This window comes from Paraburkholderia sp. (genome assembly GCF_035656215.1).
Lineage (GTDB): Bacteria > Pseudomonadota > Gammaproteobacteria > Burkholderiales > Burkholderiaceae > Paraburkholderia.
The window spans coordinates 1-25,317 of sequence record NZ_DASRSY010000012.1; the positions used below are offsets into that span (position 1 = coordinate 1).

A 25,317-nucleotide genomic window follows, 5' to 3' on the forward strand; every position below is an offset into this window, starting at 1 on the left:
GAACACGAACGGCGGCGCGGATGCCGACGACGAGGCGGAGCGGCACGCTCCATCGCTGGTTTGATCTCCCGGGCCACCTAAGCGGGTAAACCTCCGCGAACCCGCATCGATTGCCGCGGTCCGGAGCGCCGGCCGTCGTAGTCGCTTACCGGATTCCCCTTTGACGATCCGCTCGCGATGGATGCCATAGCGCATTCGCGCTGCTCCATCGACAGTTCATCAAGCAGTGAAACGTCGCGATCAGCCAGTCGGCATACTGATGCTCAGGTCCTCGGACCATCCATATCCGACTGGGAGCTCGCACATGACGATTACCTGCTTTATCCGTTATCAGATCGACCCATTCCAACGCGATGCCTTTGACGACTACGCTCGCAACTGGGGCCGCATTATTCCCCGCTGCGGCGGTCATCTGATCGGCTACTTTCTGCCCCACGAAGGGACCAACGACATCGCGTGGGGCTTGATCGCGTTCGACAGCCTCGCCGCGTATGAAACGTACCGGGCGCGACTGCGAACCGATCCCGAAGCTCGGGAAAATTTCAGGCTCGCGCAGACCAGGCGCTTCATTTTGCGCGAGGAGCGGACTTTCACCGAAGTCGTCGAAGGCACGCTTGGGGTGCCGGCGATGAGTGGGATGGAAGCGACGGAATAGGCGACCTGACGTTACAATTCAAACCGGCTGGCCGAACCCTCGCTTGATCGCCGCAAGCCGCCGCGGATGGAACTTGTACGACCCAACCCGTGTCGGTTCAGGGTCACGTCGCCGAACCGATCCACGCGTCCCGGCACCGTCGTCCGCACCTGGTACCCCGCCTTACACCCTATGCGCAAAATATTTCACGCCTGGTTTGTCATTTTTCTCATCCTGGGCGCCGCGCCGGCCTTTGCCGCCGCGGCGCAACCCGCCGCCGCATCCGCGGCATCCGGCGCCGCGCTCACCCTGACGCCCGAGCAGGCCCGCCAGGCCCTCAGCGTCCTCAACGATCCCAAGCGCCGCGCGCAAGTCAGCGACACGCTCCAGGCGATTGCCGCAGCGGGCGCACTCAGCGCGCCGCCTGCCTCGGCGGCTGCGGCCGCTTCGGCGCCCTCCGCGGCCAGCAGCACCGCCGCGCTCGTTCCAGCCGCGTTCAAGTCCAATGGCCTCGCCTCGCAACTGGCGCGTCAGGGCGCGCATTGGGCCGTGCACCTTGGCACGTCATTGCGCAGTTCGGCCGCCGCGCTGCTCGACGTAGCGTCGGTGCGTGCCTGGTGGCATTGGCAATCGACCAACCCGCAAGCGCGCGGCGTGCTCGGCCGGGTCGTCTGGTCGCTGCTGGCGGCACTGCTGCCCGCGCTGGTGCTGGAATGGTTCGCGCGCCGCCTGTTGCGCCGCGCATATACGGCCCTCGCCGCGCGCCGCGAACGTGGAGACGAGGACAGCGCGTCGCAAGCCGACCTGCCCGTCGACGTCATGCCACAACAGGCCGATGCGCCGAATGCCGCACCGCCGCTGCCCGTTTCTCCCGATGCGTCGGCGCAGGCAGCGAAGCCGTCTGGCACGTCGTCGCGCACATCCACCACCGGCCAGGCCACTGAAGCCAAAGGCAAGCAGAAGGCCGTGCATCACTGGACGCTCCTGCAGCGTCTGCCGCGCGCGCTGCTCACAATGGTGCTGCGCCTGTTGCCCCTCTTCGTGTTTGTCGGCGTGGCGAGCGCGCTGATGTCGATCTTCACCGACGATGGCACGCCGCAAGACCGCGCACTCGACTCGCTGATCGACATCTACGTGCTGTGCCGCGTGATCGTGGTCGTCAGTGGCTTCTTTCTGCAGCCCACCGCACCGCGCCTGCGCCTGTTACGCATGAGCGATGCGTGGGCCGTTTTCGTGCAGCGCTGGATCGTGCGGATCGTCGCCGTGGTCGGTGCCGGTTCGGCGATCGCGGAGATTGCGCAGTCGCTCGGGTTGAACGACGCGGCGCATCTCGCGCTGATGAAGGTGGTCGCGCTCGCGGGCCACATCATGATCTCGATCCTGATCCTGCGATGCGCGAAGCCGGTCGGAGAATTGATCCGCAAGCGCTTCGCCGCGCGCGAGTCGCTGCAAATGTTCGGCAATGCGCTCGCCGACGCATGGGCATGGTTCGCGGTGTTCATGGTGATGGCGCTATGGTTCATCTGGGCGCTCGACGTACAGAACGGCTATCACACCCTGCTGCATCTCGGCGGCATTACGCTGGCGATTCTGGTGGGTGCACGGGTCGTCTCGATCGTGATTTTCGGTGCGATGGCGCGGCTCTTCCATGTACAGGGCGACGCGGAGAAGTCGCTCGTGCACCAGCATGCCTACCGCTATTACCCGCTGCTGCGGCGGGTCGTCTCGTGGATCATCGGCATCGTCACTGCGCTTGCGCTGCTGCAGGTGTGGGGCGTCGACGTGGGCGAGCTGTTCCGGGCCGGTTCGATCGGCCATCGGCTGGCTTCGGCGATGATCACGATCGGCGTCGCCGCCGCGATTGCGCTGCTGGTATGGGAAAGCGTCAACGTGGCGGTCGAACGGCGGCTGGACCGCTGGACCACCAGCGGCGACCTGGTGCGCGCCGCGCGTCTGCGCACCCTTCTGCCGATGCTGCGTAGCGCGCTCTTCTGCGTGATTGCGCTGGTGGTGGTACTCACCGGCCTGAGCGAACTCGGCGTGAACATCGGGCCGCTGCTGGCGGGCGCGAGCATCTTCGGCGTGGCGCTCGGCTTCGGCTCGCAAAAGCTCGTGCAGGATTTCATCACCGGCATGTTCCTGTTGATGGAAAACGCCATGCAGGTTGGCGACTGGGTCACGCTCGCGGGCGTATCCGGCACGGTCGAATATCTGTCGATCCGCACCGTGCGCTTGCGCGGCAGCGACGGTTCGCTGTACACCGTGCCGTTCAGTTCGGTCTCGACCGTAAACAACACCAATCGCGAACTCGGCAATGCGGCAGTGAAGGTGAATATCGTCTTCGGCGCCGACGTCGATCTGGCCATCGCCACGCTGAAGGAAATCGGCGCGGCGCTGCGCGAGGACGAGAAGTTCAAGGACGGCATCCTGTCCGACTTCAGCTTCTGGGGCGTGGATGGGGTGGACGGCTCGGCGGTGACGCTGGCCGGCCAGATCCAATGCCGCGACACCGCCCGCTGGGGTGTGCAGCGCGAATTCAACCGGCGCATTCTCGACCAGTTCAGCGCGCGAGGCATCGAAATCGCGAATCCGCAGCGACATCTGCTGACGTGGGACCCGGAGAGCGGACCGGCCAAAGTCGAATCGAACGGCGCACCGAATGACGGCGCCGAGGCCACGGCGAAGGACAACCCGCCTTCGCCGCCTTCGCCACCTTCGCCACCTTCAACGCCGCCCGCCGATGCCTCGCTGAAGGCAGCGGCCGGCCAAGCCGACGCGCCGGTTGAAGATCAGTTACCCGTCGACCCTAAGCCGGCCGGTGGCCCAGGAACGCCAGCAAATCCTGGTTCAACTTCTCCGCATGAGTGAAGTACAGGCCGTGGCCGGCGCCTTCGTAGACGTTCAGTGAAGCGCCTTCGATCAGCGCCGCGGTCGGCCGCCCGGTGAGCTCGAGCGGTGCAGAGGCGTCGCGGTCGCCATGCACGACCAGCGACGGCACCCGGACGCGGGCCAGCTCCGCGCGGAAATCGGTGACGGTCTGGACGCGGGCGAGTTCAAGCATGGCCTGATGCGAGGTTTGCAGCATCATGCGGATCGTCCAGTCGAGCGGCGCGCGCGACACGCCCGGGCCGAAGTAAGGTGCGGCATTCGCCTCGATCCAGTCCGGGAAGGACCGGCTCAACGCGACGCGGCCTTGTTCGAACAACGCGGCGTCGATTCCGTTCGGATTGTCTTCGGTTTTTAGCAGATACGGTGTGGCCGCGGGCGCAATGAACGCAATCCGGGCCACGCGTCCTGATCCATGCCGCGTCAGATAGCGCACCGCTTCGCCGCTCGCGATCGAGTGCGCGACCAGCGTCACGTTGCTTAGATCGAGTGTGCTCAGCACGCTGTCGAGATCGTCGGCGAGCGTGTCGAAGTCGTAGCCTCGCCCCGGATCGCTCGAACGGCCGTGGCCGCGACGGTCATAAGCGATGCAACGGCAACCGAGGCGCGACAGCGGCTCCATCTGATAGGCCCACATGTCGGAATTCAGCGTCCAGCCGGACAGGAACACGAGCGGCGCGCCGTGTCCCCAATCGCGGTAGAAAAGGCGCGCGTGGTCGGTGGTGCGAATGGTGTTGGGATCGTCGGTGAGATACGGTGCGGTCGCGTTCATGGGCGCCTCCTTAGGTCGTAATCGTTGTGCCGTGCCGCCACTTTGCCTGGTGGCGGTAGGCGGGTCGATTACCTGGGAGGTAAAGAGATGGACTTGAGAGCTGTCGATAAGCCGCTTTTGCGTCTGCTTATTGCAACTGCTTACCGCACCTGTTTATTGCTTCGGCTTATTGCACCTGCCACCAGCGCGGCAACAAGCGCTGCACTTCCGGCCGCCGGTAACGGTCGTCGATCAGATGCACAACACCTTGGTCCTGCTCAGTGCGAATGACCCGGCCCGCGGCCTGCACGACCTTCTGCAATCCCGGATACAGATACATGTAGTCGTAGCCGTTGCCGAACTTTGCGTCCATGGTGCGGCGCATCTGCTCGTTGACGTCGTTCATCTGCGGCAGGCCAAGCGTTGCGATGAAGGCGCCGATCAGCTGCTGACCGACCAGATCGATGCCCTCTGAGAACGCGCCGCCTAACACCGCGAAGCCCACGCCCTGATTCATGGTGCGAAAGCGCGCGAGGAACGCGTCGCGCGCCGCCTCGTCCATACCCTGTTCCTGCGCCCATACCGGCAGCGCCGGATGACGCTCGCGCATCAACGCCACCACCTGCTGCAAATACTCGAAACTGCTCAGAAAGCCGAGATAGTTGCCCGGCTGCGCGGCGTACTGCCTCGCGATCAGATCGACGATGGGCACGAGCGAACGTTCGCGATCACGCCAGCGCGTCGATACATTGCCGGCCACACGCACCTGCAACTGCTCGGCGCGGAACGGCCCTTCGACATCGAGCCAGGTCGTCTGCTCGGGCAGACCCAGCGTGTCGCGATAGAAATGATGCGGATTGAGCGTGCCGGAGAACATCACCGTGGTGCGCGCGGCGGCGTAGCGGCCCGCGAGGAACGGCGCCGGGATCACGTTGCGCACGCACAGCGTGGCGTTGCGCTTGTCGCGCGGGGCGTAGCGATCCGTGCTGAGCGTGATGTCGAAAATCGAATGCTCGCCGAATTGCTCCGCCAGCGCGACGAAATGCATGGCGTCGAAGAAAAACCGCAGTGACGCATCGTCGATTGAAAGCGGTGCTTCGGCGAGTTGCTCCGTCACCGCGCCGATCAGATTCTGTGCGGCCGAAAGCAGTTTACCGGGCACGTCGGCGTAGACCTGATACGTGTCGGTCTGTGCGCGCTTGACGGCGTTCCACTCGCGCTGAAGCCGTTCAAGCGGCTTCTTCAACGTCGCCGGCGCGGTTTTACGGGCAAGCCGGAACGCCGCCTGATCGAGCGACGCGCTGTACATGCGCCGTGCCCGGTCGAGCAGGTTGTGCGCCTCGTCGACCAGCACGCCGACGCGCCACTGATTGATCTGCGTAAGCGCGTACAGCATCGCGCTGCTGTCGTAGTAGTAGTTGTAATCGCCGACCACCACGTCGGACCAGCGCGCCAGTTCCTGCGCGAGATAGTACGGGCAGACGTCATGTTCGAGCGCCGCTTTGCGCACCGACGCCCGGTCGAGCCTCGGTGCGGCCAGCGCCGCGCTGCGGGCCGCACCGAGCCGGTCGTAGAAGCCGCGCGCGAGCGGACAGGACTCGCCGTTGCAGGCCTTGTCGGGATGCTCGCAGGCCTTGTCGCGCGCGACCAGTTCCAGCGTTCTGAGCGGCAACCGCGCAATGGACGGCGCGGCGCTTTGATGGAGCGTTTCGATTGCATCGAGGGCAAGCGCGCGGCCCGGCGTTTTCGCGGTGAGGAAGAACACGCGATCGATCTGATCCGACGCACACGCCTTGAGCAGTGGAAAAATCGTCGCCAGCGTCTTGCCGATGCCGGTGGGCGCCTGCGCCATCAACGGCTTGCCGTCACGCGCCGCGCGATATACCGACACCGCCAGTTCGCGCTGCCCGCTGCGGAACTGGCCATGCGGAAACTGCAAGGCGTTGAGCGCTGTGTTACGCGCGGCGCGATGCGCCTCTTCCTGCACGGCCCAATCGAGAAAGCACTCGCATTGTTCGACGAAGAAAATCTCCAGCTCAAGCGCAGTGTGTGTTTCGGTCAGCACCTTTTCCTTCTGAGTGCCGATGTCGAAATACACCAGCGCGACCGTCAATTCGGCAAGCCCGCGGGCGCGGCACAGCAGATGGCCGTACACCAGCGCCTGCGCCCAATGCAGCGTGCGGTGATTGGCGGGCATCCGGTCGAGCGCGCCACGATGGGTTTTCACCTCTTCCAGCCGGTTCGCCGCCCGGTCGTAGCCGTCGGCCCGGCCACGCACGGTCAAACCGCGATGCGTGCCGGTCAGCGTGATCTCGGTTTCATAGCCGCTCGCGCGCCGCCCGGCGACCGTCACGTGGCCGGCCATGCCTTCCAGCGAGGTGGGCGCGGGCGTGAAGCGCAGATCCAGATCGCCGCGCCGCGCGGTGAATTCACACATCGCCCGCACGGCGACCACGTAGGTCATGTGGCGGCCTCTTTGGGAACCGTTGGCCTGACCTCTTCGGTCGCCCCGTTCGGAACCGTTGGCCTGACCTCTGCGGCGGCCTCTTTCCGAGCCCTTGGCCTGACCTCTACGGTCGCTCCGTTCGGAACCGCTGCACGGATCGCTGCGGCGGCCCCGTTCCGAACCGCTGTCGTGCCCACTTCCTCGATCCCCGCCATCACCCCAGCCTCGACTTCTGCTGCAACTTCGGACACGCCGGCATCTTCATCCGCCCATCGCACGTCGAGCACGCGCACCGGCATGCCGTGCTGCGCGCAGTACGCGAGCCAGCGGATCTGGTTGTCCTGCAAACGGTCGCCGGGGCCTTTTACTTCGATCAACTCATAGCGGCGCTCGGCCGGCCAGAAACGGATCAGGTCCGGCAGGCCTGAACGGTTGCCGCGGACGTCGCGCAGCAGACGCTCGAACCATAGTTTCAGATGCTCGGCAGGCAGGCAATCGAGTGCCAGGACGACGAGTTCCGGGCTTAGCAAGCCCCAGAATACGAACGGCGATTGCAAACCTTCCTTGCTTTGCAGATGCCGCAGAATCGTCTCGCGATAGGCACCGTTGTCGAGTTGCGCAAGGCATGCGGCGAATTGTTCGGCGCGGCGCGTATGAAAATCCGGCGCATGCAGATCGGCGGGCCCGCGCTGGAACGGATGGAAAAACGCGCCGGGCAGCGCCGCGAATACCGGCTCCCAGCACAGCAAGCCGAACAGCGAGTTGATCAGGGCATTTTCGACGTAGTGAACCGGAGCCGAGTCGCACGTCAAATGGTCGCGGGCGACGTATTCGACTGAGAGTGGCGCCTCAGGCCTCGGCAACACCAGTGTGCTGCGCGCGACCGGCTGCGCGGCAGGCACGCGCGCCACCGGCTCGCCACGCTTGCGCTGCAAACGAGGCAACATGCGTGCGACGCGCTGCGCTTCCTCCTCACTTTCCGGCGTGGTAGCGGCTTGCGAAGCGAGGGCAAAAGCTTCGTCGAATCGTTCGCTGCGTTCCAGCACACGCAAGCGCCGGTGGCGCGCGCCGGGCCACGCGCAACGCTCGTAGACGGCGAGCGCAGCCGGCCAGTTCTGTTGGCGCTCGCAATGCTGACCGATGCGAAACAGCAATTTCGCGCGACGCGTTTCGAGCCACGGGTTCGAGGTTTCGATCGCAGCGATCACGGCGACGAGCTCGTCGATCGCCTCAGCTTCTGCTTCCGAGTCACCTGTGGGCAACCATTCGAGCGCTTCACGGCACGTATGCAACGCAAGGTAGACATCGATGTCCACGCGTTGCTGAAACGCGCGCGACGACGGAGCGAATGCGACCTTCTCGTACTGGAACACGCCGAGATCGGCGAGCACGAACTCCGACCAGTCCTGCTGCAGATTGCCGAAGAACATCAGGCGCAGACGCTCGCAAAGCGGCGCGACGGTGACATGAAAGACGCGATCGGTGGTTTGGCTGTGCCATGTGGACAACGGATGCGCAAGGGGGGCTTGTTCTCCACCTTCGCCTTCGCCTTCGCCTTCGCCTTCACCCTCGCCTTCACGTTCGTAAAACGGCCGCAGCGTCTCCAGCAGTTCCGGTTTGCGCAAGCCCTTCGCGCCGGGGATCAACGCGATCGCGTCCGCAAAGATCAGCAGCAACTCGGGACGTGTGGTGAGCGCGAACAGATCGTCAAGCGTCAGACCCGGCTCGGCATCGACCCAGCCGAGTGCCGCCAGAGGCGCAACGGCCAGAAAGGGGCAACCGATCTCATCATAAGAAAGACGGCTGGCACGGAACAGCGTGCCCTTGCGCATCAGCATGCGAACCAGCAAGGCGCGCGATGGCTGCGGCAAAGCGGCGAAATCGCGCAGGAAGCAGTGCTCGTGCGCGTCCAGCAGATCGCCGTAACGCTCGGCGAGCCACGCCAGCGCACGCTCGAAGTTCAGCAGGTAATAAGGGGCATCAGAGCGGATGTCTGACGGAGCTTCTGTCGCCACGGGCTATCACGAAACCTGTATGTTTATACAGTGATGATATCAAAGTTCGTGACGACATCGGCCGGTAACCAAAGCTAGCCCGCACCCGCAGCATAGAAGCTCGCCAGATCCCGCTTGAGCGCATGCAACGCGGCGTCGTCGAGATAGATCATGTGGCCGGTCGGGTAGTAAGCGATCCGCACGTTGGCACGCAGCGGCGCGTCGACACCCAGATGTGCGAGCGCGTACTCGGTCGCATAGAACGGCGTGGCGAGGTCGAAATAACCGTTCACCGACATCACGCGCAGTTGCGGATTCTGACGCATCGCTTCAGCGAGATCGCCCGCCGCGTAGGGCACGGACAATTGCTCACCCCACCACTCGCGATGCTTCCAGTCCCACTGCTTCAACGCATCGTCGTTGAAGACGCGATAGTGGTCGGCGGGTGTGAAGTGCAGGTCTTGCGCAAAATGCTGATGTAGCGCGGCATCAAAAGCGCTCGCCACGCTGCTAACCGATGCGTCGAAATCGGGACGCTCGGACACGCCGTCATACTCGAGGCCTTCGAAACGCGCATCGAAACGGCCCACGCTGCGCGACTGATCGCGCAGCAATTGACTGCGAAAGCGCGATGGATAGAGACGCAGACGGCTTCGCTTCACGTAATCGACGTCGAGCCCGGTGAACTGCGCCACGCGTGCGGCGATCTCGTCACGCTGCGCCTCGGGCAACGCATCGCCCTGCGCGAGCGCTTGCGCATAAGGTCCACGTGCGAACGCGCGGGCTTCGTCGAGAAAGGCCGGCAGATTGGCCGGCTTCGGCACAATCTTGTCGTGGTACCACGCAATGGCCGCGAAGCTCGGCAAGTAGCTTTCGCTCTGGAAATCGGAACCGGGTGAAAACGCCGAGGAATCGAGTACCGACGACATCAGGATCACGCCGTTGAGCGCGATATTGTTTTGTCCCAGTTGATACGCAAGCATCGCGGCGCGCGCGGTGCCGTACGACTCACCGAGCAGATACTTCGGCGAATTCCAGCGCTGGTTCGCCGTCAGATAGCGGTCGATGAACTGCGAAAACGCGTCGAGATCCTTATCGACGCCCCAGAAATCCTTCCCGGTGCCATGCCCGACAGGCTTCGACAAACCTGTGCCGACGGCATCGATAAAGACCAGATCGGTCGTGTCGAGCAGACTATCGGGGTTGTCGCCCAGCGCATACGGCGCGGGTGGCGTGTTCGCGGGACTCGCCGTGCGCGCCCGCTTCGGCCCGAACGAGCCGATCATCAGGAACACGCTGCCTGCACCCGGTCCGCCGTTGAAGAGGAACGTAACGGGGCGTGCCGAGGGCGCCTTGGTGGTGACCGTGTAGGCAGTATAGAAAACGCTCGCATTGGCGTGGCCGGTTTTGTCACGCAGCAGCAGGTTGCCGGCAGTCGCCGTGTAGTCGATCTTGCGGCCGTCGAGCCGGATCGAATGCTGGGTCACCGCAGCGCTTTCCGGCGGCACAGGGATCGCCACGGGTTCGGGTTTGGCGTTGTGCTGAGGATTGTCTTGCGTATCGTTCTGGCTGGCCGCGGAAACCTGTGGCGAACGGCCGGTACGTGATGGATTTGCGCGCGGCGCCTTGGCTGGCTGACCGTTTACATCGACGGCCTGGCGAGCAGTTTCTGCCTGGGCACCCGGCACGCTGGGCAAGTCCACCTCGCTGGCTGGCGACGTGGCGGTTTCCGTGCTGGCAGATGCAGCGGATGAGTCGTCCAGTTCGGCTGCCGCGCACATCTGGCTGAACGTGGCGACGACGGCGAGGAACAGAGCCATGGCGACCAGAGCAGCCGCCATGGCTCCAGCCACCAGCGATTGGCGCAACGAGAAGTAGAAGCGAAGGGCCATGTGCGTGGTTCCCGGCTGCGAGTCGATATACGTCGATATCCGATTGTCCAGATTAAGACGAACTCGGCGAACGATTCTTGACGCAAGCATCGACTACGTCAACCGAAAACCGGTTGCAACGCGCGCCTCTCCCACGCCGCATCGTTTCAATGAGGGGAGAGCGTTGGGTCAACGATTGTCAAATGGTCAATCGTTGACCCGAGCGTTTCGATTGTGACCGGACGAACCGCTAAGCCGGCTTCAATCCGCCGACGAACGCGGCAATCCGTTCGCACGCATCGATCAGGCTCGCTTCGTCGACCACGAAACCCAACCGCACGAAGCCACTGGCGGTCTCGCCGAATGCGCTGGCATCGAGCACCGACACTCCTTGCGCGCGAAACAGTTGCCAGGTGAAATCGACCGTGTCGAGGCCCGTGCCGCTGACGTCGACCATCATGAACATGCCGGCTTCCGGCAACAGGCAACGCAATCCTGGCACGCGGTGCAAGCGCTCGAATACGACGTCGCGGCGCCGCCGGTAAATCTCGCGCATCTCAGCAACGATCGGCGCCTTGTTCTGCAAGGCCGTCAATGCGGCCTGCTGGATGAAGCCCGGCAAGCCATAGAGCATGGCCAGCGCAAGCCGGCCCATATGCTCGATGAGTGCGGCGGGCCCAATCGCCCAGCCCACACGCCAACCCGCCATGGCATGCGATTTCGACAGACTGCCGAGCGTCACCGTGCGTTCCGCCATGCCGGGCAACGTCGCGATGCTCACGTGCTCGTGTTCGAACGTAAGATCCGCATAGACCTCGTCGGACAGCACCCAAAGGTCATGCTCGTTGGCAAGCCGCGCGATGCGCTCGAGGTCGGCACGCGGCATCACCACACCGGTCGGATTGCAGGGTGTGGCAAAGAAAATAGCCTGAGTGCGCGGTGTGACGGCCGCTTCGAGCGCGTCGCAGTCGAGGTGAAACGCCCGCACCGGATCGACCGGCACCGGCACGAGCGTGGCGCCGGCAGCGCGCACGCAGGCCTCGTACGTGAGATACATCGGCTCGGGAACGATCACCTCGTCGCCCGCTTCCAGCAGGCATAACGATGTGGCGAACACGCCGTTCTGCGCACCCGCCGTCAGGATCACGTTAGCCGCGCTCGCGACGCAACCGGTGGTACGCGTATGTTCTTCGGCAATCGCCACACGCAGCGGCTCACGCCCGGACACCGCGCTGTAATGCGTATCGCCGCTGCGCAACGCCGCGATGGCGCGCTCGACGATCGGCGTGGGCGTCGCAAAATCGGGGTCGCCGACGCTCAGCACGATCACGTCTTCGCCATTGGCGAGCGCCTGTTGCGCGACACGATGGATTTCCCACGCCGACGTGCGCTTGCCTTGCAAACGCTCGACCAGATTCGAGTACTTCATTGACTCACCCCGTTTCGACTTGAGCCGCCAATGTAATGGGGCGCGCGCGAAACGTCCAGATACGAAAAAGAGTCACGCGAGCACCCAGCCTCGCATGACCCTTCGATAAAGGCTCGTTTGGGTCCGATGACGTACGCTTAAATCTGGCGACGCAGTTCCGCCGGCGGCACTTTCATCAGATGGCGGTATTTCGCTACCGTGCGCCGTGCCACGAGCACGCCCTGATCCGCGAGCATCCTGGCGAGCGTCACATCGGACAGCGGATCGTGCGCGTTCTCCGCGGCGATCATTTCCTTGAGCAGCGCGCGCACAGCCGCGGCCGAACAGGTGCCGCCGCTTTCCGTGCCGAGTTCACGCGGGAAGAAGTGCTTGAACTCGAAGATGCCGCGCGGCGTAGCCATATATTTGTTGCCGGTCGCACGCGAAATGGTGGACTCATGCAGACCGAGTTCTTCAGCCACATCGCGCAGCACCATCGGCTTGAGCGCGATTTCACCGTACTGAAAGAAGGCCTTCTGATGCGTGACGATGCATTCGGCCACGCGTTGAATCGTATCGAAGCGCTGCTGCGCATTGCGGATCAGCCAGCGCGCTTCCTGCAATTGTTGCGCGAGCGGCGATCGGCTTGTTCCGGCCGACTGCGCGAACAGCTCTGCATACATGCGATGGATGCGAGCGCGCGGCTGCACGGCCGGATTGATCGTCACCACCCATTTGTTGCGCGCCTGGCGCACGATCACGTCCGGCACCACGTAGTTGTCTTCGGTACGGCCGTAGCTGTTACCCGGCTTCGGGTCGAGCTTGCGCACCAGCGCGCAGGCCACCCGCAGTTCCTCGGCGCTGCAGCCGATCTGCTTTTGCAGTTCAGCCTGCTCGCGGCGCGCAAGGCGTTCGAGATGATGGTCGACGATTTGTCGCGCCACCTCGCGTCCCGGCGTGTCCGCGGGCAAGGCATTGACTTGCAGCGACAGGCACTCGGACAACGTGCGCGCACCGAGACCCGGACGATCGAGCGATTGCACGAGGCGTAGCGCCACCAGCAATTCTTCCTCGGTCAGTTCAGGTTCGAGGTCGACGCTCTCCGCAAGATCGGAGAGCTCCTGACGCAGATAGCCGTCGTCGTCGAGCGCCTCGACGATGAAGCGGGCCACTGCGCGGTCACGCTCGTCGAGTCGATACAAACGCAGCGAGTCGTGCAACTGCTCGCGCAAGGTGGGTTGGGAACGCGCCCATTCGGCTGGGTCACTGCCGTCGGAGTCGCCGTTCTGGCGCGTCGAACTGCGGCTGCTATAGTCGCCCGAAAAGTCGCCGGGCATGTCATCCTGCTCCGCGCTCTCCGTCGTGCCGCTGGCTTCGGCCGGCACCGGTTCAGCTTCGGCCGCGGCGACCGCGTCAGTCGCAGGCGTCGCACCGGCGTCATCGCCCGGGGAAGCGGTAGAGAGCGCGACGTCTTCCGTTTCGGACGAGTCGTACTCGAGGAACGGATTGGTGTCGAGCGCGGTGCGCAACTCCTGCTGGAACTCCAGAGACGACAACTGCAACAGACGCACTGATTGCTGCAGACGTGGCGTAAGTGCGAGAGACTGCCTTGTGCGTAGTTCAATTGAAGGCATTGTAGTGAGGTCCCGTTAATCGCTGAGAAATGGTTCGTGACCTTTACATAGCAACTGTCATACCAGTTTGCTCAATGCACTGTTTTTTCTAAGTTTTGCTCTTTCAGGCCCGCCGATTGCACACCGGGCGAGCCCCATTTTTACAAAGACCCGGCAATTTCCGGTCGCACGCCTTTCTGGTTGCCGGACAGCACGCCCGCGCGGACGCCCTTCTATTCCTCAGCCTAAATGCATGGGCCGTAACGGCTTTTTCCAGTGTCGGGACATCCGTACGGTGGACCGGGCACACGACTTGCATACCGATCGTCTTCAGGCAACAAGGCAGTAGTTTTCATCAACACCCAAAGGAGAAACCATGAAGACCATCCAACTTTTGAAGACCGCGGGTAGCATCGCCTGTGTCGCATTCGCACTGAACGCTACGGCACAAACCAGCGCTTCGGCCCCGTCGGCAGCGTCTGAAACCATCGGCCAGCACGTCGACGACGGCACCATCACTACCAAGGCCAAGGCCGAACTGCTTAGCGCGAAGAACGTCAAGTCGACCCATATCCACGTGAAGACCCGCAAGGGCGTGGTGTGGCTCACGGGTTCGGTGCCGTCTGCTGACGACAAGGCCGCCGCCGGAGAAGTCGTGAAGGGCGTCGATGGCGTTTCGAGCGTAAAGAACCATCTGAAGGTCGCTGCGGAATAAGATCAGGCAATCCGAGAAAAAGGAGTCGGCTTCGGCAGGCTCTTTTTGCTGCGACAACGCCGCTACGGCGCCAGACAGCACAGCAAATGAAAAACCGTCCGCAATTGCGGACGGTTTTTTCATGTGCGCCGGCCGGCAAATCGCTACGCCGCCACTATTTAACGCTTGGTCGCAGCGTACTGATCACGCAGATCGCGCACGCGGTCATGGTTTTGCAGCACACCTTGATACTGACGCTCGACGATAGCGCGCACATCCGCCGGCAATTCCTTTTCGAGCGCGTCGTGATAACGCTTCTTCGCGACGTCTTCGCCCTTTTCGCATTCGGCCAGGATCTCATGGTCGCTACGATTCGTCACAGCTGATTTCACGTCGACCCAACCACGATGCAGCGCACCGCTCACGCTGCCGCCCGTTTCGGCCTTGCCGCCCAAAACCTGAACCGCATCCTGCAATTCGCGCGCAGCACGCGTGCAGTCTTCGGCGCGCGACAGAAACAGCGTCTTCAGTTGCGCGTCCTGCGCGTCTTCTGCTGCCTTGCGAAAGCCCTTTTCGCCATCCTTCGACGTTTCGACCAGATCGTTCAGCACGGAAACAACGTTCGTAGCCATTCAATACCTCCAGGGGTTTCGTTGATCGTGGAATCCGCCGCTACGTACTTCCACGTAGCAACGGGGTTCCTCTGTCTATGCGCATGAGCCATGCCTGGCGCGCCGGCCGTCGATACCCTGTCTGACGGTGGTGGCAAGCGAGGACAAGCGGTCGCAATCTTGCCAACGCGCGTAAATCCTGCCCACCTTGGCGACGATCTTTTCATCGGGTTTTCGAGCGAACGAATGCAGAACGGCCCGACATTTGTCGGGCCGTTTTGTTGTTTACCGCGTCTACGTTCAAACGAAAGCGTTCACCTCACTCAAGCATGCTTCTCGCTGAATTCGTTGAGCGGCTCGGGCGTTTTGAGTGGGTCGAAGTCGGCCCAGCGCCCCTGCTGCCAGCGCCCGCTCGCGCGTTCGATCGCCAGCCCCCCTGCTTCGCGCAATACACGAGCAGCGTCGAACTGATTGTCGGGGCACACATGCACGGCAACCAGTACGCCGGAATCGCGCATTTCCTGATGAAATGGCAAATGGTGGCCGGTTTTACCGCCTTCGCGAGTGGCCGCCATCGCTCCGGCCAGCGAGCCGATGTACGCGCCGACGCCGGCCGCGATCAGCGAGACGAGAATAGGCGCCGAAAACGTCGCAAATATCGCGACGCCGACCACCGCACCCACTACCGCGCCGATGGTGACGCCCATTCCAGCGCCTTTCGGCGCTTCCCTCGCGCCCGCGTCGGTGCCGACATCGCCGCCGATCGGATAACGCGCGTGCTGGCCGCGCGGATTGACAAAAAACAGCGTGACGTCTTCTTCGACGAAACCTGCGTTGAAGAGCTTTTGCGCCGCGTCTTCAGCGGCGGGGAAAGTCGTAAACCGTGCTGCGACGATGAGTGACATGAGGCCTCCTTGCATCGTTGAATCGCGTTTTGCGGATCATGCCGCCGAACAGCGCCGCGCTGAAAGTTGCGCGCAGGCGGCAGGCACGCGCCCGGACTACGCGGTGGTGCCGCGATCGGGCTCCATGCCTTCCACTCTGAACAGTCCACTATGCAACACTACGCCATCGCCGCCGTTCTGGTCGAGTGCTTCCGCGCAAACCGAGCGGATGCGGTTGCGGCCCTTGTCGAAGGCGGCCATCAGGGTGGATTCGAGCGCGGAATCGGCGCCGAAATGATCTTCCAGCGCCTCAGCCGTGATCGCGCACTCAACCGCTTCGCCGTCGACGCGCGCCATGAAGCGCACGGTCAGATTCGCTCCGTCGAAGGCAGGTTGGTCGTCCGGAAAAGTAATGTGCATAAGGGAATCCTCATAGGCCGGCCGCGGCAGGATCGCGTTCATGACGAGCCCTTCATTGAGCCGGCGAGTTGCTGCGCCATCGCGAGGTGATGTTTGATGGTCGGCAATGCGTGCGAAGCTGCCGCCTTCAACTGCGAGTCAGTGCCGCTCTGGCTTTCCTGCTGAAACAGGTCGACCGCTCGCTGATGCGCTTCCACACCGATCTGCTCGACGTAGGCCTGATCGAATTCACGGCCTTTGAGCGTCTGCAGTTTGCCGACCAGCGCGGAATCGGCGGACGGAGCCGTGTTAAGCCCCTTCTTCGCGACGAGTGCGGCCATCCCGCGCGAGAGCTTCGTATGGTCAGTGATCATTTGCTGCGCGAATTTCTTCACGTGCGGGTCGCTCGAATTCTTGAGCGCAACTTTGCTTGCCGCGATTTCGGTGGCGTCGGACTGTGAGGCATCCTGCACGAACTGCTGATCTGCAGGCGAGAGCCTGGTGCCGCTCACCGGTGCATCGCTCGCGGGGGCGTCACTGGCTTGCGCGTAGACAGCGCCGATCGACGCTGCGCCAAGCCCCAACGCAACGGTCATCACTTGTAGGGAATACCGGAATTTCATACATTTTCTCCCTGGTGAACTTATCTATCGTAGCGAGTAGAACAAAGCGGCACAGCATTTCAGAACAACGCCTGTGCGCCTCGTTAATTACGCTTCGCTGAGGAAGCCTTACGCTTGCTATGCCCTTTAATAGCAAAAGGCGTGCCTATGTCCGGCGACTGCGCAGAGAGCGTTCGCAAGGACTGTTCCGCTCGCGTCTCGCGCAGTACGCCACGCCCCCGCGCCAGGCATCGCCTTTGCTTGAAGGCGGACACCGGCGCAAACCGCGCGGCATGCTTGAAACTTCTACCTGCGACGATGGCTGCCACAACCCACTTGACCCAACGCGATACCAGGCGCACCGACCGCGGTGACGACAAAGCCGCGCAACCAGCCGCGCCTGCCGCCATGCCGCCGGGCTTGCGCCACGCCGACGACAGCAAACCCGGCTATACCCGCAAGCGTGAAAAAGACGGCTTCATGTATGTCGACCAGACCGGCAAGCGTATCGACGACGAAGAAGAAATCAAACGCATCAATGCGCTCGCCATTCCGCCCGCTTACGAAGACGTCTGGATCTGTCCCGACGCGCGTGGCCATATCCAGGCGACGGGCCGCGATGCACGCGGTCGCAAGCAATACCGGTATCACCCACGTTGGCGCGAGACACGCGACGCCGACAAGTACGAACGCATGGCCGAGTTCGGCCGTGCGTTGCCGAAGATCCGCGCGCGCGTCGCACGCGATCTGAAATTGCCTGGCATGCCATACGATAAGGTCCTCGCCGCGATCGTGCAGTTGCTCGACACCACGCTGATTCGCATCGGCAGCGCGGAATATGCGCGCGATAACCAGTCGTACGGTTTGACAACGCTGCGCAAGAAGCATGTGAAGATCGAAGCCGGCCAGTTGCGCTTCAGGTTTCGCGGCAAGAGCGGCATCGAACACGACGTGACAGTGGACAATCCGCGCGTCAAACGCATCGTGCGCCGCTGCGCCGAACTGCCGGGCCACGACCTTTTCCAGTATCTCGACGACGACGGCACGCGTCGCACGGTCGGTTCGGCCGACATCAACGATTACCTGCGCCGTGCGAGCGATGCCGACTTCACCGCGAAGGACTATCGAACCTGGGCCGGCAGCGTCTATGCATTGGCCGCACTAAGGCGGCTGATGTGCGGTAGCGCGGCGCAAGCGCGCCGCCATATAGTGGCGACAGTCAAGGATGTGGCCGCATTACTGCGCAATACGCCCGCGGTTTGCCGGCGCTGCTACATCCACCCTGCGGTAATCAGTGCGTTCGAAGCGGACGAGTTGCAGAGCGTGCCGACCGGCCACGCACGCCGTGGATTGAGAGTGGACGAAGTGGCATTGGCCGCGTTGCTCGCGCATGCGGAGAAACGTGCCGCGAAGCTGGCGCGCACGGCCGGCGCCAAAGGCCGCAAGGTGCGCGAGACGGTGGTGACGGACAGTATCAACGGTCCGCTGACCAGCTTGCTGAAAAAATCGCGTGCGGTGCGTAAAAAAGCCACTGCGAAGACGAATGTTAAGACTGGCGCGCAAGCATCACAGCGGTCGGCCGCGTCACGCGAGGTTGCTGCATCGCGTGACGCCAAATAGGTGACTCGCCAGCCACAACTGGCGGCGTCGAAAGAGATGGGCTGACGTCACCGCACCAGGATTCACCGGATAGTGGAATCCTGTGCGGCGATCCTATCTTCCGCGATGCAAATGCATGTGCTATTACTTAGATCTCCCGTTTGATTTATTGGCTAGCGCCGGAGGCCGCTGAGGCCGCAGCCGGCATACTCGTCGCGTCGGCGGCAGCAGCCGCGCCGCTGCTCGTATCTGCTGTGCTGCCAGTAGCCGCGTTACCGTTCATCACACCGCTGCTGGCCAGTGCGGAGCTGGCCGCAGTGGACGTATCCGTGCTGCCGTTATCGGCGCGTTTGCAGCCGGCGGCCGCGGTCAATAACACCACAGCTGCCACGATCAGCGCCTGCCTGGCCACGCTTTGACTGGATAGTTGTTTCATCTTGTCTCTCCCTCATCGGTGAGGCGAAGCCGCGACTGTATCCATGCGAGCGCGGATTCACCGGCCATCGTTAGTGTTCATCGTTGGTGCTATTGGCCCCCCTTGGTATCGCTGCTCGCGTCCGCACCTGGCGCGTTAGTCGTATCGCTCATCGGTTTCTTCGTCTTGGTCTTCGACTTCGACGTGTGATGCATTTTCGACGAGCCACTACTCATTGCCCCCGACGCTGCATCGCCCCCCGTCGTCGGCGCCGCGGTTGCCGCACCATGTGCGTTGCCCGAGCCGCCGGTTCCGCCGCCCCCACCGTTACCGTTACCACCGCCCGCCTGCGCAAACACGGCGCCCGACATGGCGACGAGTACCGATACCAGCAATGCCTTTGAATATTTCATTGAAAATCTCCACACGTGAATGGGTGGTAATAGCGCAGCAAGGGTTATGCCTCGCGGTGCCTTTCTCCCTGCGGATGAAATAGTTTCAAACGTTCCTCATCCTTTACGTGCCGCTCCGGCGAACTACCAGAACAAAACACCGCGGTACTCCGGCTCCGCTTCGGTCGCAACTCCGCGAGATCGGAGGAACGCCAGTTGCTCACTTCTCCCTACATCGAACCGGTAAGGGAGAACTATCATGCTCAACCAGAAACAGACCCCAGGCAGAATGCGCCAGGACCAGGGCGCGCATATCGTCGGTGAGGGCGACGCGACCGCAAACGGCCCCGGCCCCGACGTGATGGCCGCAGCCACGCTCGACGGCAACAAAATGGTCAGCAGCGACGGCGAGGACATCGGCAAGGTCAAGGACATCATGCTCGACGTCGGCTCGGGTCGCATCGCGTATGTGGTGTTGTCGAGCGGCGGCTTTCTCGGCATCGGCGACAAACTGCTGGCGATTCCGTGGAGTGCACTGACCCTCGATACAAAGCAGAAGTGCTTCGTCCTCGATATGACAGCCGAGCGCGTAAAAAACGCACCGGGATTCGATAAGGATCATTGGCCGGCGATGGCCGACCAGACCTGGGCCACGTCCGTGCACCAGTACTACGGTCGCGAGCCCTACTGGGGGCGTGACCGGTACGATCGACGCGACGATCTGGGCGTCGGCGACATCCCGCCGGGCTCATCGGATGCGCCGGAAGCCGGCGGGGTGAAGTTGTAATCCACACGAGCACGACTCGGTAAGGAGGCGACATCATGACCACCCGAAAAACCGCCGGCAAACCGAAACGCCCGGTCGTGGGTGGCAAGTCAGGGCGTCCACCGCGTCAGCGGCATGCACAGGCGCATGCCGCGCATCGCGCTAAAACTGCCCGTGGAGGCAGCGCAAAGCATCCAGAAAAGTGGTCACATCACGTGATGGAAACCAGCGACGCGATGGATATCGAACACGATATTTTCAAAACGGGTACGGCGGAGTCGATCGCGAAATCGCTGAAACAGTCTTCGACGCATAGCCACCGTCGCAAGGGTTCGCCATTCCAGTCGGCCATGTCGATGCTGAACTTCTATATCAATCGCGCCGGCAGGAATCTGCCGAAGGCGCGCCGCGACACGTTGCAGCAGGCCAAACGCAAATTGCGTGAGGCGTTCGGCCGCGCGCCTTGAAGTGGCGCAAGCAACGTAGATGATGCGTTCGGACGTGTACCCTTCAACCAGCCGCGCATGCACGGTCCGCATGCCGGCTCCAACCGGACGCTCATGCACGAAACTCTCTGGTTTCTCATCGTCGGCGCCGTGCTCGTTTTCATGGGCGTGGCGGCGACGACATTCCGGCGCTTGCCCGTTAGCGCCGCCATGTTCTACCTTGCGATCGGCTACGCGCTCGGACCGCCTGGTGTGGACCTGTTGCGCCTCGATATCGTCGCCGATGCGCATCTGCTGCGAACCATCACGGAAGTCGCGCTACTGGTCTCGCTGTTCGCTATCGGCCTGCGTTTGCGGCTTGGCGTACTCGAGAAACTCTGGACCGTGCCGCTGCGTCTCGGCTTCCTCGCCATGCTGGCGACTATTCCGCTGCTCACGCTATTCAGCGTGTATGTACTGCATCTTGGCTGGGGACCCTCCCTGCTGCTCGCGGCGATCCTCGCGCCGACCGATCCGGTGCTAGCGCACGACGTCCAGGTGCACAATCCCGGCGATCACGATCTGCTGCGCTTCGCGCTCTCCGGCGAAGGCGGCCTGAACGACGGCATCGCACTTCCCTTCGCGATGCTCGGTCTCGCGATCTGTGCGGCGCCCGCTGCTCAAGCCGGCGACGTACTGACTTTCAAGCTCGCCGGCAGCATCGTATGGGGCGTGGTCGGCGCGATCGCGATCGGGGCTCTGCTTGGCTGGGCCACGACGCATGCGGTCACCTGGTTGCGTACGCGCCACGCGCAGGCGCTCGGTCTCGAGGGTTTCTTCGCGTTGGGACTGATCGAACTCTCGTTCGGCACCGCGCAACTCGCGCATACCTATGGCTTTCTGGCGGTGTTCGCGGCAGGCGTCGCGATGCGCCGCGTCGAACATCGTGCGAGCGGTGGCGTTTCGGCGCGCCAAGCAATCGGCACGGTCGATTCCGAAGACGTCGAGGCGACCGCGGCGAACCCGAGCAAAGCGCACGCGTATATGACGGAGTCGGTGATGGGCTTCACGATCGAACTCGAACGTATCGCCGAGGTGGCGGTGATGGCGATGGTCGGCAATGTGCTCGCCACGCTTCACGTGCCGCTTTTTACCTGGCAGACGGTGGCGCTCACAATTGCGCTGTTCGTCTTCGTGCGGCCGGTGTCGGTCGAGTTGTCACTGTTGGGGTCGAGCGCAACGCCAGCACAGCGGCGTTTGATGAGCTGGTTCGGCATCCGCGGCATCGGTTCGTTTTACTACCTGGCATACGCGCTCGAATATGGCGCGGCGTCCGACGTCGCCCCGCTGGTGCCGCTCGCGCTGGCGGTGGTCGCAGCGTCGGTCGTCATTCATGGTATCTCGGCTACGCCTCTGATGAACTGGTATCACAGGCTGCGCAGCAGTGAACGCTAGAATACGAGTCCTTCATGCTGCAACAGGTTCTTCCCCATTCGATGACCGCTCCCAACGATTCAAGACGTGCAGCGCGGACGAGCGCGGCCGACTCACTGTTCGCGTTTCTCAAGGCGCTGCCGCTGGGCGACCGGCTGGTCGAAGGCGGCGTGATGGCCGCGCAGGCGGTGGCCGGCGCCAGCCTTGCTTTCGCGATCGGCCGGTGGCTGCATACCGAGCAAGCCTTCTGGGCTGCGATTACGGCAATCGCGGTCAGCCAGCATAGTTATATCGACAGGCGCAAGCTCTCGCGCGATCAATTCATCGGCGCGATGGTCGGGGGCGTGTGCGGCCTCGTCGGCGCAACGCTCGGCGGCGGCTATCTCGCGGCCTACGCGGCCACGGTTGCGGTGGCAATCGTGATCTGCTGGATCGTGAACGTGGGTAGCGCGGCGCGTCTGGGCGGCATCACCGCGACCATCATGCTGTTGGGTGCCGGGCGTCGGTTCGCCTTGGGACAAGGCCCTGCTGCGCCTCGGCGCCGCGGCTTCCATCTAGCGTTGCACCGGATAACGCGCCTCTTCAAGTTGCTTGCGGCGCGGCTCACCCTGGCGCTCCAGCATCCAGCCCGGGTACTCAGGCGGCAGCGTGCTGACCTGATCCAGCTTCGCAAGCTCGTCGGCAGTCAACGCAACGCCGGTGGCGGCGATGTTGTCGTCGAGTTGCTCGATTTTCTTCGCACCGACGATCACCGAGGTCACCACGCGTTGATGCAGCAGCCACGCGAGCGCGATCTGCGCCACAGACACTTTCTTCGCCTCCGCGATATCACGCATCACGTCGATACAGTCATACGCGCGTTCACGATTGACGGGTGGAAAATCGAACGTCGTGCGACGGCTGCCGGCTTCCCCCTGCTGCTCGCGCCCGTATTTGCCGCTCAGCAAGCCGCCCGCGAGCGGACTCCACACCATCAGGCCCAGTCCTTCGCTGTGCAGCATCGGCACGAGTTCGCGTTCGAGGTCGCGACCCGCCAAGGTGTAATACGCCTGTAGCGTTTCAAAGCGCGCGAGCCCGAGGCGCTCCGAGATGCCCAACGCCTTCACGATCTGCCACGCGGCCCAGTTCGACACGCCGACATAGCGCACATGACCATGCTGAACCAGCGTATCGAGCGCGCGCACGGTTTCCTCGATCGGCGTGGCCGGATCGAAACCGTGGATCTGGTACAGGTCGATGTGATCGAGTTGCAGGCGCTTCAGGCTCGCCTTGACGCCGTCGATGATGTGATAACGCGACGCCCCGCGCGCGTTCGGAAACGCTGCCGTCGCACCGAATACTTTGGTTGCGACCACAACCTTGTCGCGCGGCACCTTGAGGTTCTTCAGCGCCTGGCCTGTGATCTGCTCGGACAAGCCGTCAGCATAGACGTCGGCCGTGTCGATGAAATTGATACCCGCGTCGAGTGCCCGGCCGACCAGCCGCTCCGCGTCCTGCTGCTGCAGATCGCCGATCTGCTTCCATATGCCCTCGCCACCGCCGAAGGTCATCGTGCCCAGACATAGCTCTGAAACAAACACACCGGTACGGCCTAACGGGTTGTATCGCATCGTCGAGACTCCATTGTGGATTCGTGGATGAGTAAGCCGTACAGAGTACTGCACCTGGCAAATTTCGACAGGACCCGGCGTGAGTCCTGACCAGCCACCCGGCGAGCGTATGTTTCAAAACCCTTACTGTTCGTACGGCAACTACGGTACCTTTTTCTTCGCTCGAAAAACTGCCTGCTCCTGCGCAAGCAAGGCGTCATGCGGGTCTCCAGCAAGCGTCGGTGATCCGCAACACATTCGTAAGTTATGCCGGACGCAATTGGAAAGTCCTGGTAAGGCGTGTATAAGTCGGACCATTCCGCTCGTATGGTGTAGTGCCCTTACCAAGGACCGCGTATGAAGAAGAAGAAAACGTTTGGCATCGGCCTGGGCAGCGTCGTGCTGCTCTCCAAAGCACTCACCCCTTCCGCGATGGCCGCGTGCAGCAATACGGCACCGCCGAGCAATACCACCGTCACCTGCACAAGCAGCGGCCTCGCTGCCGTCATTGCGCAAACCGGCAGCACGGGCGTGACGATCAACGCCGATAGCACCACCTCGGGCAGTTTCGTGCGCAGCGCCACTCCGGTCGTCTTCAGCGTCGACACCAATAGCGCGATCAACAGCAGCGGCAACTTCTCGCTGACAGGTGGCGGCGGCACGGGCACCGTGCGTGGCGCCGTGCTGCTCGGTGTGGGCAACGGCAATCAGATCACCAACGCGACCGGCGGGGTCATCACCGCGAGCGGCGCCTTCAACGACGGCATGGCCGCCAACGGCAGCGGCAACACCCTGACCAATAACGGCTCGATCACCACCAGCGGCCCCAATGCTTACGGCATGACGGCCGCGTGGGGACAAACGAACGTCGGCCAGTCGAACAACAAGTTGATCAACACCGGCACGGTGACGACCTCGGGCAGCAACGCGCGGGCGGCATCGATTCTCGGCGGCAGCGGCAGCATCACCAACAGCGGCACGCTGTCCACCACAGGCTCCGCCAGTCCAACCGCTTATCTGCAAGGCAATAACGACCAGTTGATCAACAGCGGCACAATCAGCGCGAGCGGCAGCGGCTCGGATGCGGTGTTTTCGAACACGGCGGGATCGAGCTTCGTGGCGACGATCCAGAACCTCGCGGGTGGCAGCATCATCAGCCAGAACGGCTCCGGCATCCGCACGCTCAACGGCAACAGCACCATCATCAATGCGGGACTCGTGCAGAGCGGCATCGGCACGGCCATCACGATGGGCAACGGCAACGACTCGCTGATTCTGCAAACCGGCTCCGTGATCAACGGCACGGCCGATGGCGGAGCAGGAACGAACACCGTGACCTTGCAAGGCTCGGGCACGGCTTCGAATGCGTTTACCAACTTTCAGACCCTGCTGATGCAGGGCGCATTGTGGAACTGGACCGGCAGTGGGACCTTCACGCTCGCGCACGTGCAAACCGGCACCCTCAATCTCACCGGTACGCTCGGCGCGAGCGCGACGGCGCTCGTCGATAGCGGCGCGACCTTGCAGGCGAATGCGCAAAACCTGCCCTCCAACGTAACCGACAACGGACTCGTGCGGTTTGCCCAGGACAACGCGGGCACCTATGCAGGATCGATCAGCGGCACGGGCGCAGTCGATAAGACCGGCGCCGGCGTGTTGACGCTCGCGCCGGCTGCGGCGAGCGGCAACACCTACTCGGGTGGCACGACGATCGATCAAGGCACGATCGCCGTCGGCGCGGACAATGCGCTCGGCGCGAACACCGGCGGTCTCACGTTCAACGGCGGCGCGCTGCAATTGACGACGAGCTTCGACCTCGCCGGCACGCGTGCGATCACGCTGGCAGCTGGCGGCGGCACGATCGATACGCAATCGTTCAATACCACGCTCACGCAGGCAGTGAG

21 protein-coding genes and 1 pseudogene are annotated in these 25,317 nt (G+C 63.0%); 10 read left to right on the plus strand and 12 right to left on the minus strand.

What is annotated here, in order from left to right:
* Nucleotides 1-304: 304 nt before the first annotated feature.
* Nucleotides 305-655 (plus strand): NIPSNAP family protein, encoded by a 351-nt coding sequence (locus tag VFE81_RS00455; RefSeq protein WP_325042707.1) that lies wholly within the window; start codon nt 305-307, stop codon nt 653-655.
* A gap of 171 nt (nt 656-826) precedes the next feature.
* Entirely contained in the window at nt 827-3,502 is a 2,676-nt protein-coding gene (locus VFE81_RS00460) for a mechanosensitive ion channel family protein (protein ID WP_325042708.1), read from the plus strand.
* On the opposite strand, the gene VFE81_RS00465 is transcribed toward VFE81_RS00460, so the two are convergent.
* From VFE81_RS00465 to VFE81_RS00490, 6 genes are all read right to left on the minus strand, one after another.
* Entirely contained in the window at nt 3,441-4,292 is an 852-nt protein-coding gene (locus tag VFE81_RS00465; protein ID WP_325042709.1) for an alpha/beta hydrolase, read from the minus strand. The genes VFE81_RS00460 and VFE81_RS00465 overlap by 62 nt on opposite strands.
* Nucleotides 4,293-4,458: 166 nt before the next feature.
* Nucleotides 4,459-6,735, minus strand: coding sequence for an ATP-dependent DNA helicase (locus VFE81_RS00470; RefSeq protein ID WP_325042710.1), 2,277 nt, complete (start codon nt 6,733-6,735; stop codon nt 4,459-4,461).
* Entirely contained in the window at nt 6,732-8,732 is a 2,001-nt protein-coding gene (locus VFE81_RS00475) for a VRR-NUC domain-containing protein (protein ID WP_325042711.1), read from the minus strand. The genes VFE81_RS00470 and VFE81_RS00475 overlap by 4 nt, the downstream gene beginning before the upstream one ends.
* Nucleotides 8,733-8,806: 74 nt before the next feature.
* The gene (locus VFE81_RS00480; protein WP_325042712.1) at nt 8,807-10,603 is read right to left on the minus strand and encodes a S10 family peptidase; all 1,797 of its coding nucleotides are present in this window, start codon (nt 10,601-10,603) and stop codon (nt 8,807-8,809) included.
* Between the two features lie 229 nt (nt 10,604-10,832).
* Nucleotides 10,833-12,011: a pyridoxal phosphate-dependent aminotransferase gene (locus tag VFE81_RS00485; protein ID WP_325042713.1), complete on the minus strand. Its 1,179-nt coding sequence runs from the start codon at nt 12,009-12,011 to the stop codon at nt 10,833-10,835.
* 137 nt (nt 12,012-12,148) lie between these two features.
* Nucleotides 12,149-13,624, minus strand: a complete 1,476-nt coding sequence (locus tag VFE81_RS00490) for an RNA polymerase factor sigma-54 (RefSeq protein WP_325042714.1) — start codon at nt 13,622-13,624, stop codon at nt 12,149-12,151.
* Nucleotides 13,625-13,979: 355 nt separating this feature from the next.
* Here VFE81_RS00490 and VFE81_RS00495 point away from each other — a divergent pair, with 355 nt between their 5' ends.
* The gene (locus VFE81_RS00495; protein ID WP_325042715.1) at nt 13,980-14,318 is read left to right on the plus strand and encodes a BON domain-containing protein; all 339 of its coding nucleotides are present in this window, start codon (nt 13,980-13,982) and stop codon (nt 14,316-14,318) included.
* 158 nt (nt 14,319-14,476) lie between these two features.
* On the opposite strand, the gene VFE81_RS00500 is transcribed toward VFE81_RS00495, so the two are convergent.
* From VFE81_RS00500 to VFE81_RS00515, 4 genes are all read right to left on the minus strand, one after another.
* Nucleotides 14,477-14,929 (minus strand): PA2169 family four-helix-bundle protein, encoded by a 453-nt coding sequence (locus tag VFE81_RS00500; protein WP_325042716.1) that lies wholly within the window; start codon nt 14,927-14,929, stop codon nt 14,477-14,479.
* A 302-nt stretch (nt 14,930-15,231) separates the two neighbouring features.
* Nucleotides 15,232-15,813, minus strand: a complete 582-nt coding sequence (locus tag VFE81_RS00505) for a hypothetical protein (protein WP_325042717.1) — start codon at nt 15,811-15,813, stop codon at nt 15,232-15,234.
* Between the two features lie 96 nt (nt 15,814-15,909).
* Nucleotides 15,910-16,254 (minus strand): DUF1488 domain-containing protein, encoded by a 345-nt coding sequence (locus VFE81_RS00510; protein WP_325042718.1) that lies wholly within the window; start codon nt 16,252-16,254, stop codon nt 15,910-15,912.
* Nucleotides 16,251-16,814, minus strand: coding sequence for a DUF4142 domain-containing protein (locus VFE81_RS00515; protein WP_325042719.1), 564 nt, complete (start codon nt 16,812-16,814; stop codon nt 16,251-16,253). The genes VFE81_RS00510 and VFE81_RS00515 overlap by 4 nt, the downstream gene beginning before the upstream one ends.
* A gap of 297 nt (nt 16,815-17,111) precedes the next feature.
* On the opposite strand from VFE81_RS00515, the gene VFE81_RS00520 reads away from it, so the two are divergent.
* Both VFE81_RS00520 and VFE81_RS00525 read left to right on the plus strand, forming a co-directional pair.
* Nucleotides 17,112-18,413, plus strand: coding sequence for a DNA topoisomerase IB (locus VFE81_RS00520; protein ID WP_325042720.1), 1,302 nt, complete (start codon nt 17,112-17,114; stop codon nt 18,411-18,413).
* A gap of 140 nt (nt 18,414-18,553) precedes the next feature.
* Nucleotides 18,554-18,811: a hypothetical protein gene (locus VFE81_RS00525; protein WP_325042721.1), complete on the plus strand. Its 258-nt coding sequence runs from the start codon at nt 18,554-18,556 to the stop codon at nt 18,809-18,811.
* A gap of 106 nt (nt 18,812-18,917) precedes the next feature.
* Here VFE81_RS00525 and VFE81_RS00530 read toward each other — a convergent pair whose 3' ends face one another.
* Entirely contained in the window at nt 18,918-19,220 is a 303-nt protein-coding gene (locus VFE81_RS00530) for a hypothetical protein (RefSeq protein WP_325042722.1), read from the minus strand.
* 238 nt (nt 19,221-19,458) lie between these two features.
* Between VFE81_RS00530 and VFE81_RS00535 the strand changes: the two genes are divergently transcribed.
* From VFE81_RS00535 to VFE81_RS00550, 4 genes and pseudogenes are all read left to right on the plus strand, one after another.
* Nucleotides 19,459-19,986 (plus strand): PRC-barrel domain-containing protein, encoded by a 528-nt coding sequence (locus tag VFE81_RS00535; protein ID WP_325042723.1) that lies wholly within the window; start codon nt 19,459-19,461, stop codon nt 19,984-19,986.
* Between the two features lie 35 nt (nt 19,987-20,021).
* On the plus strand, nt 20,022-20,432 hold the full coding sequence (locus tag VFE81_RS00540) for a DUF3175 domain-containing protein (RefSeq protein WP_325042724.1): 411 nt from the start codon (nt 20,022-20,024) through the stop codon (nt 20,430-20,432).
* 93 nt (nt 20,433-20,525) lie between these two features.
* Nucleotides 20,526-21,845 (plus strand): cation:proton antiporter, encoded by a 1,320-nt coding sequence (locus VFE81_RS00545; RefSeq protein WP_325042725.1) that lies wholly within the window; start codon nt 20,526-20,528, stop codon nt 21,843-21,845.
* A 152-nt stretch (nt 21,846-21,997) separates the two neighbouring features.
* Nucleotides 21,998-22,336 (plus strand): annotated as a pseudogene (locus VFE81_RS00550) (FUSC family protein); the annotation flags it as partial.
* A 42-nt stretch (nt 22,337-22,378) separates the two neighbouring features.
* On the opposite strand, the gene VFE81_RS00555 reads toward VFE81_RS00550, so the two are convergent.
* Entirely contained in the window at nt 22,379-23,434 is a 1,056-nt protein-coding gene (locus VFE81_RS00555) for an aldo/keto reductase (protein ID WP_325042726.1), read from the minus strand.
* Between the two features lie 336 nt (nt 23,435-23,770).
* Between VFE81_RS00555 and VFE81_RS00560 the strand changes: the two genes are divergently transcribed.
* Nucleotides 23,771-25,317, plus strand: a 1,547-nt coding sequence (locus tag VFE81_RS00560; RefSeq protein WP_325042727.1) for a beta strand repeat-containing protein, incomplete at its 3' end; no start/stop codon positions are given.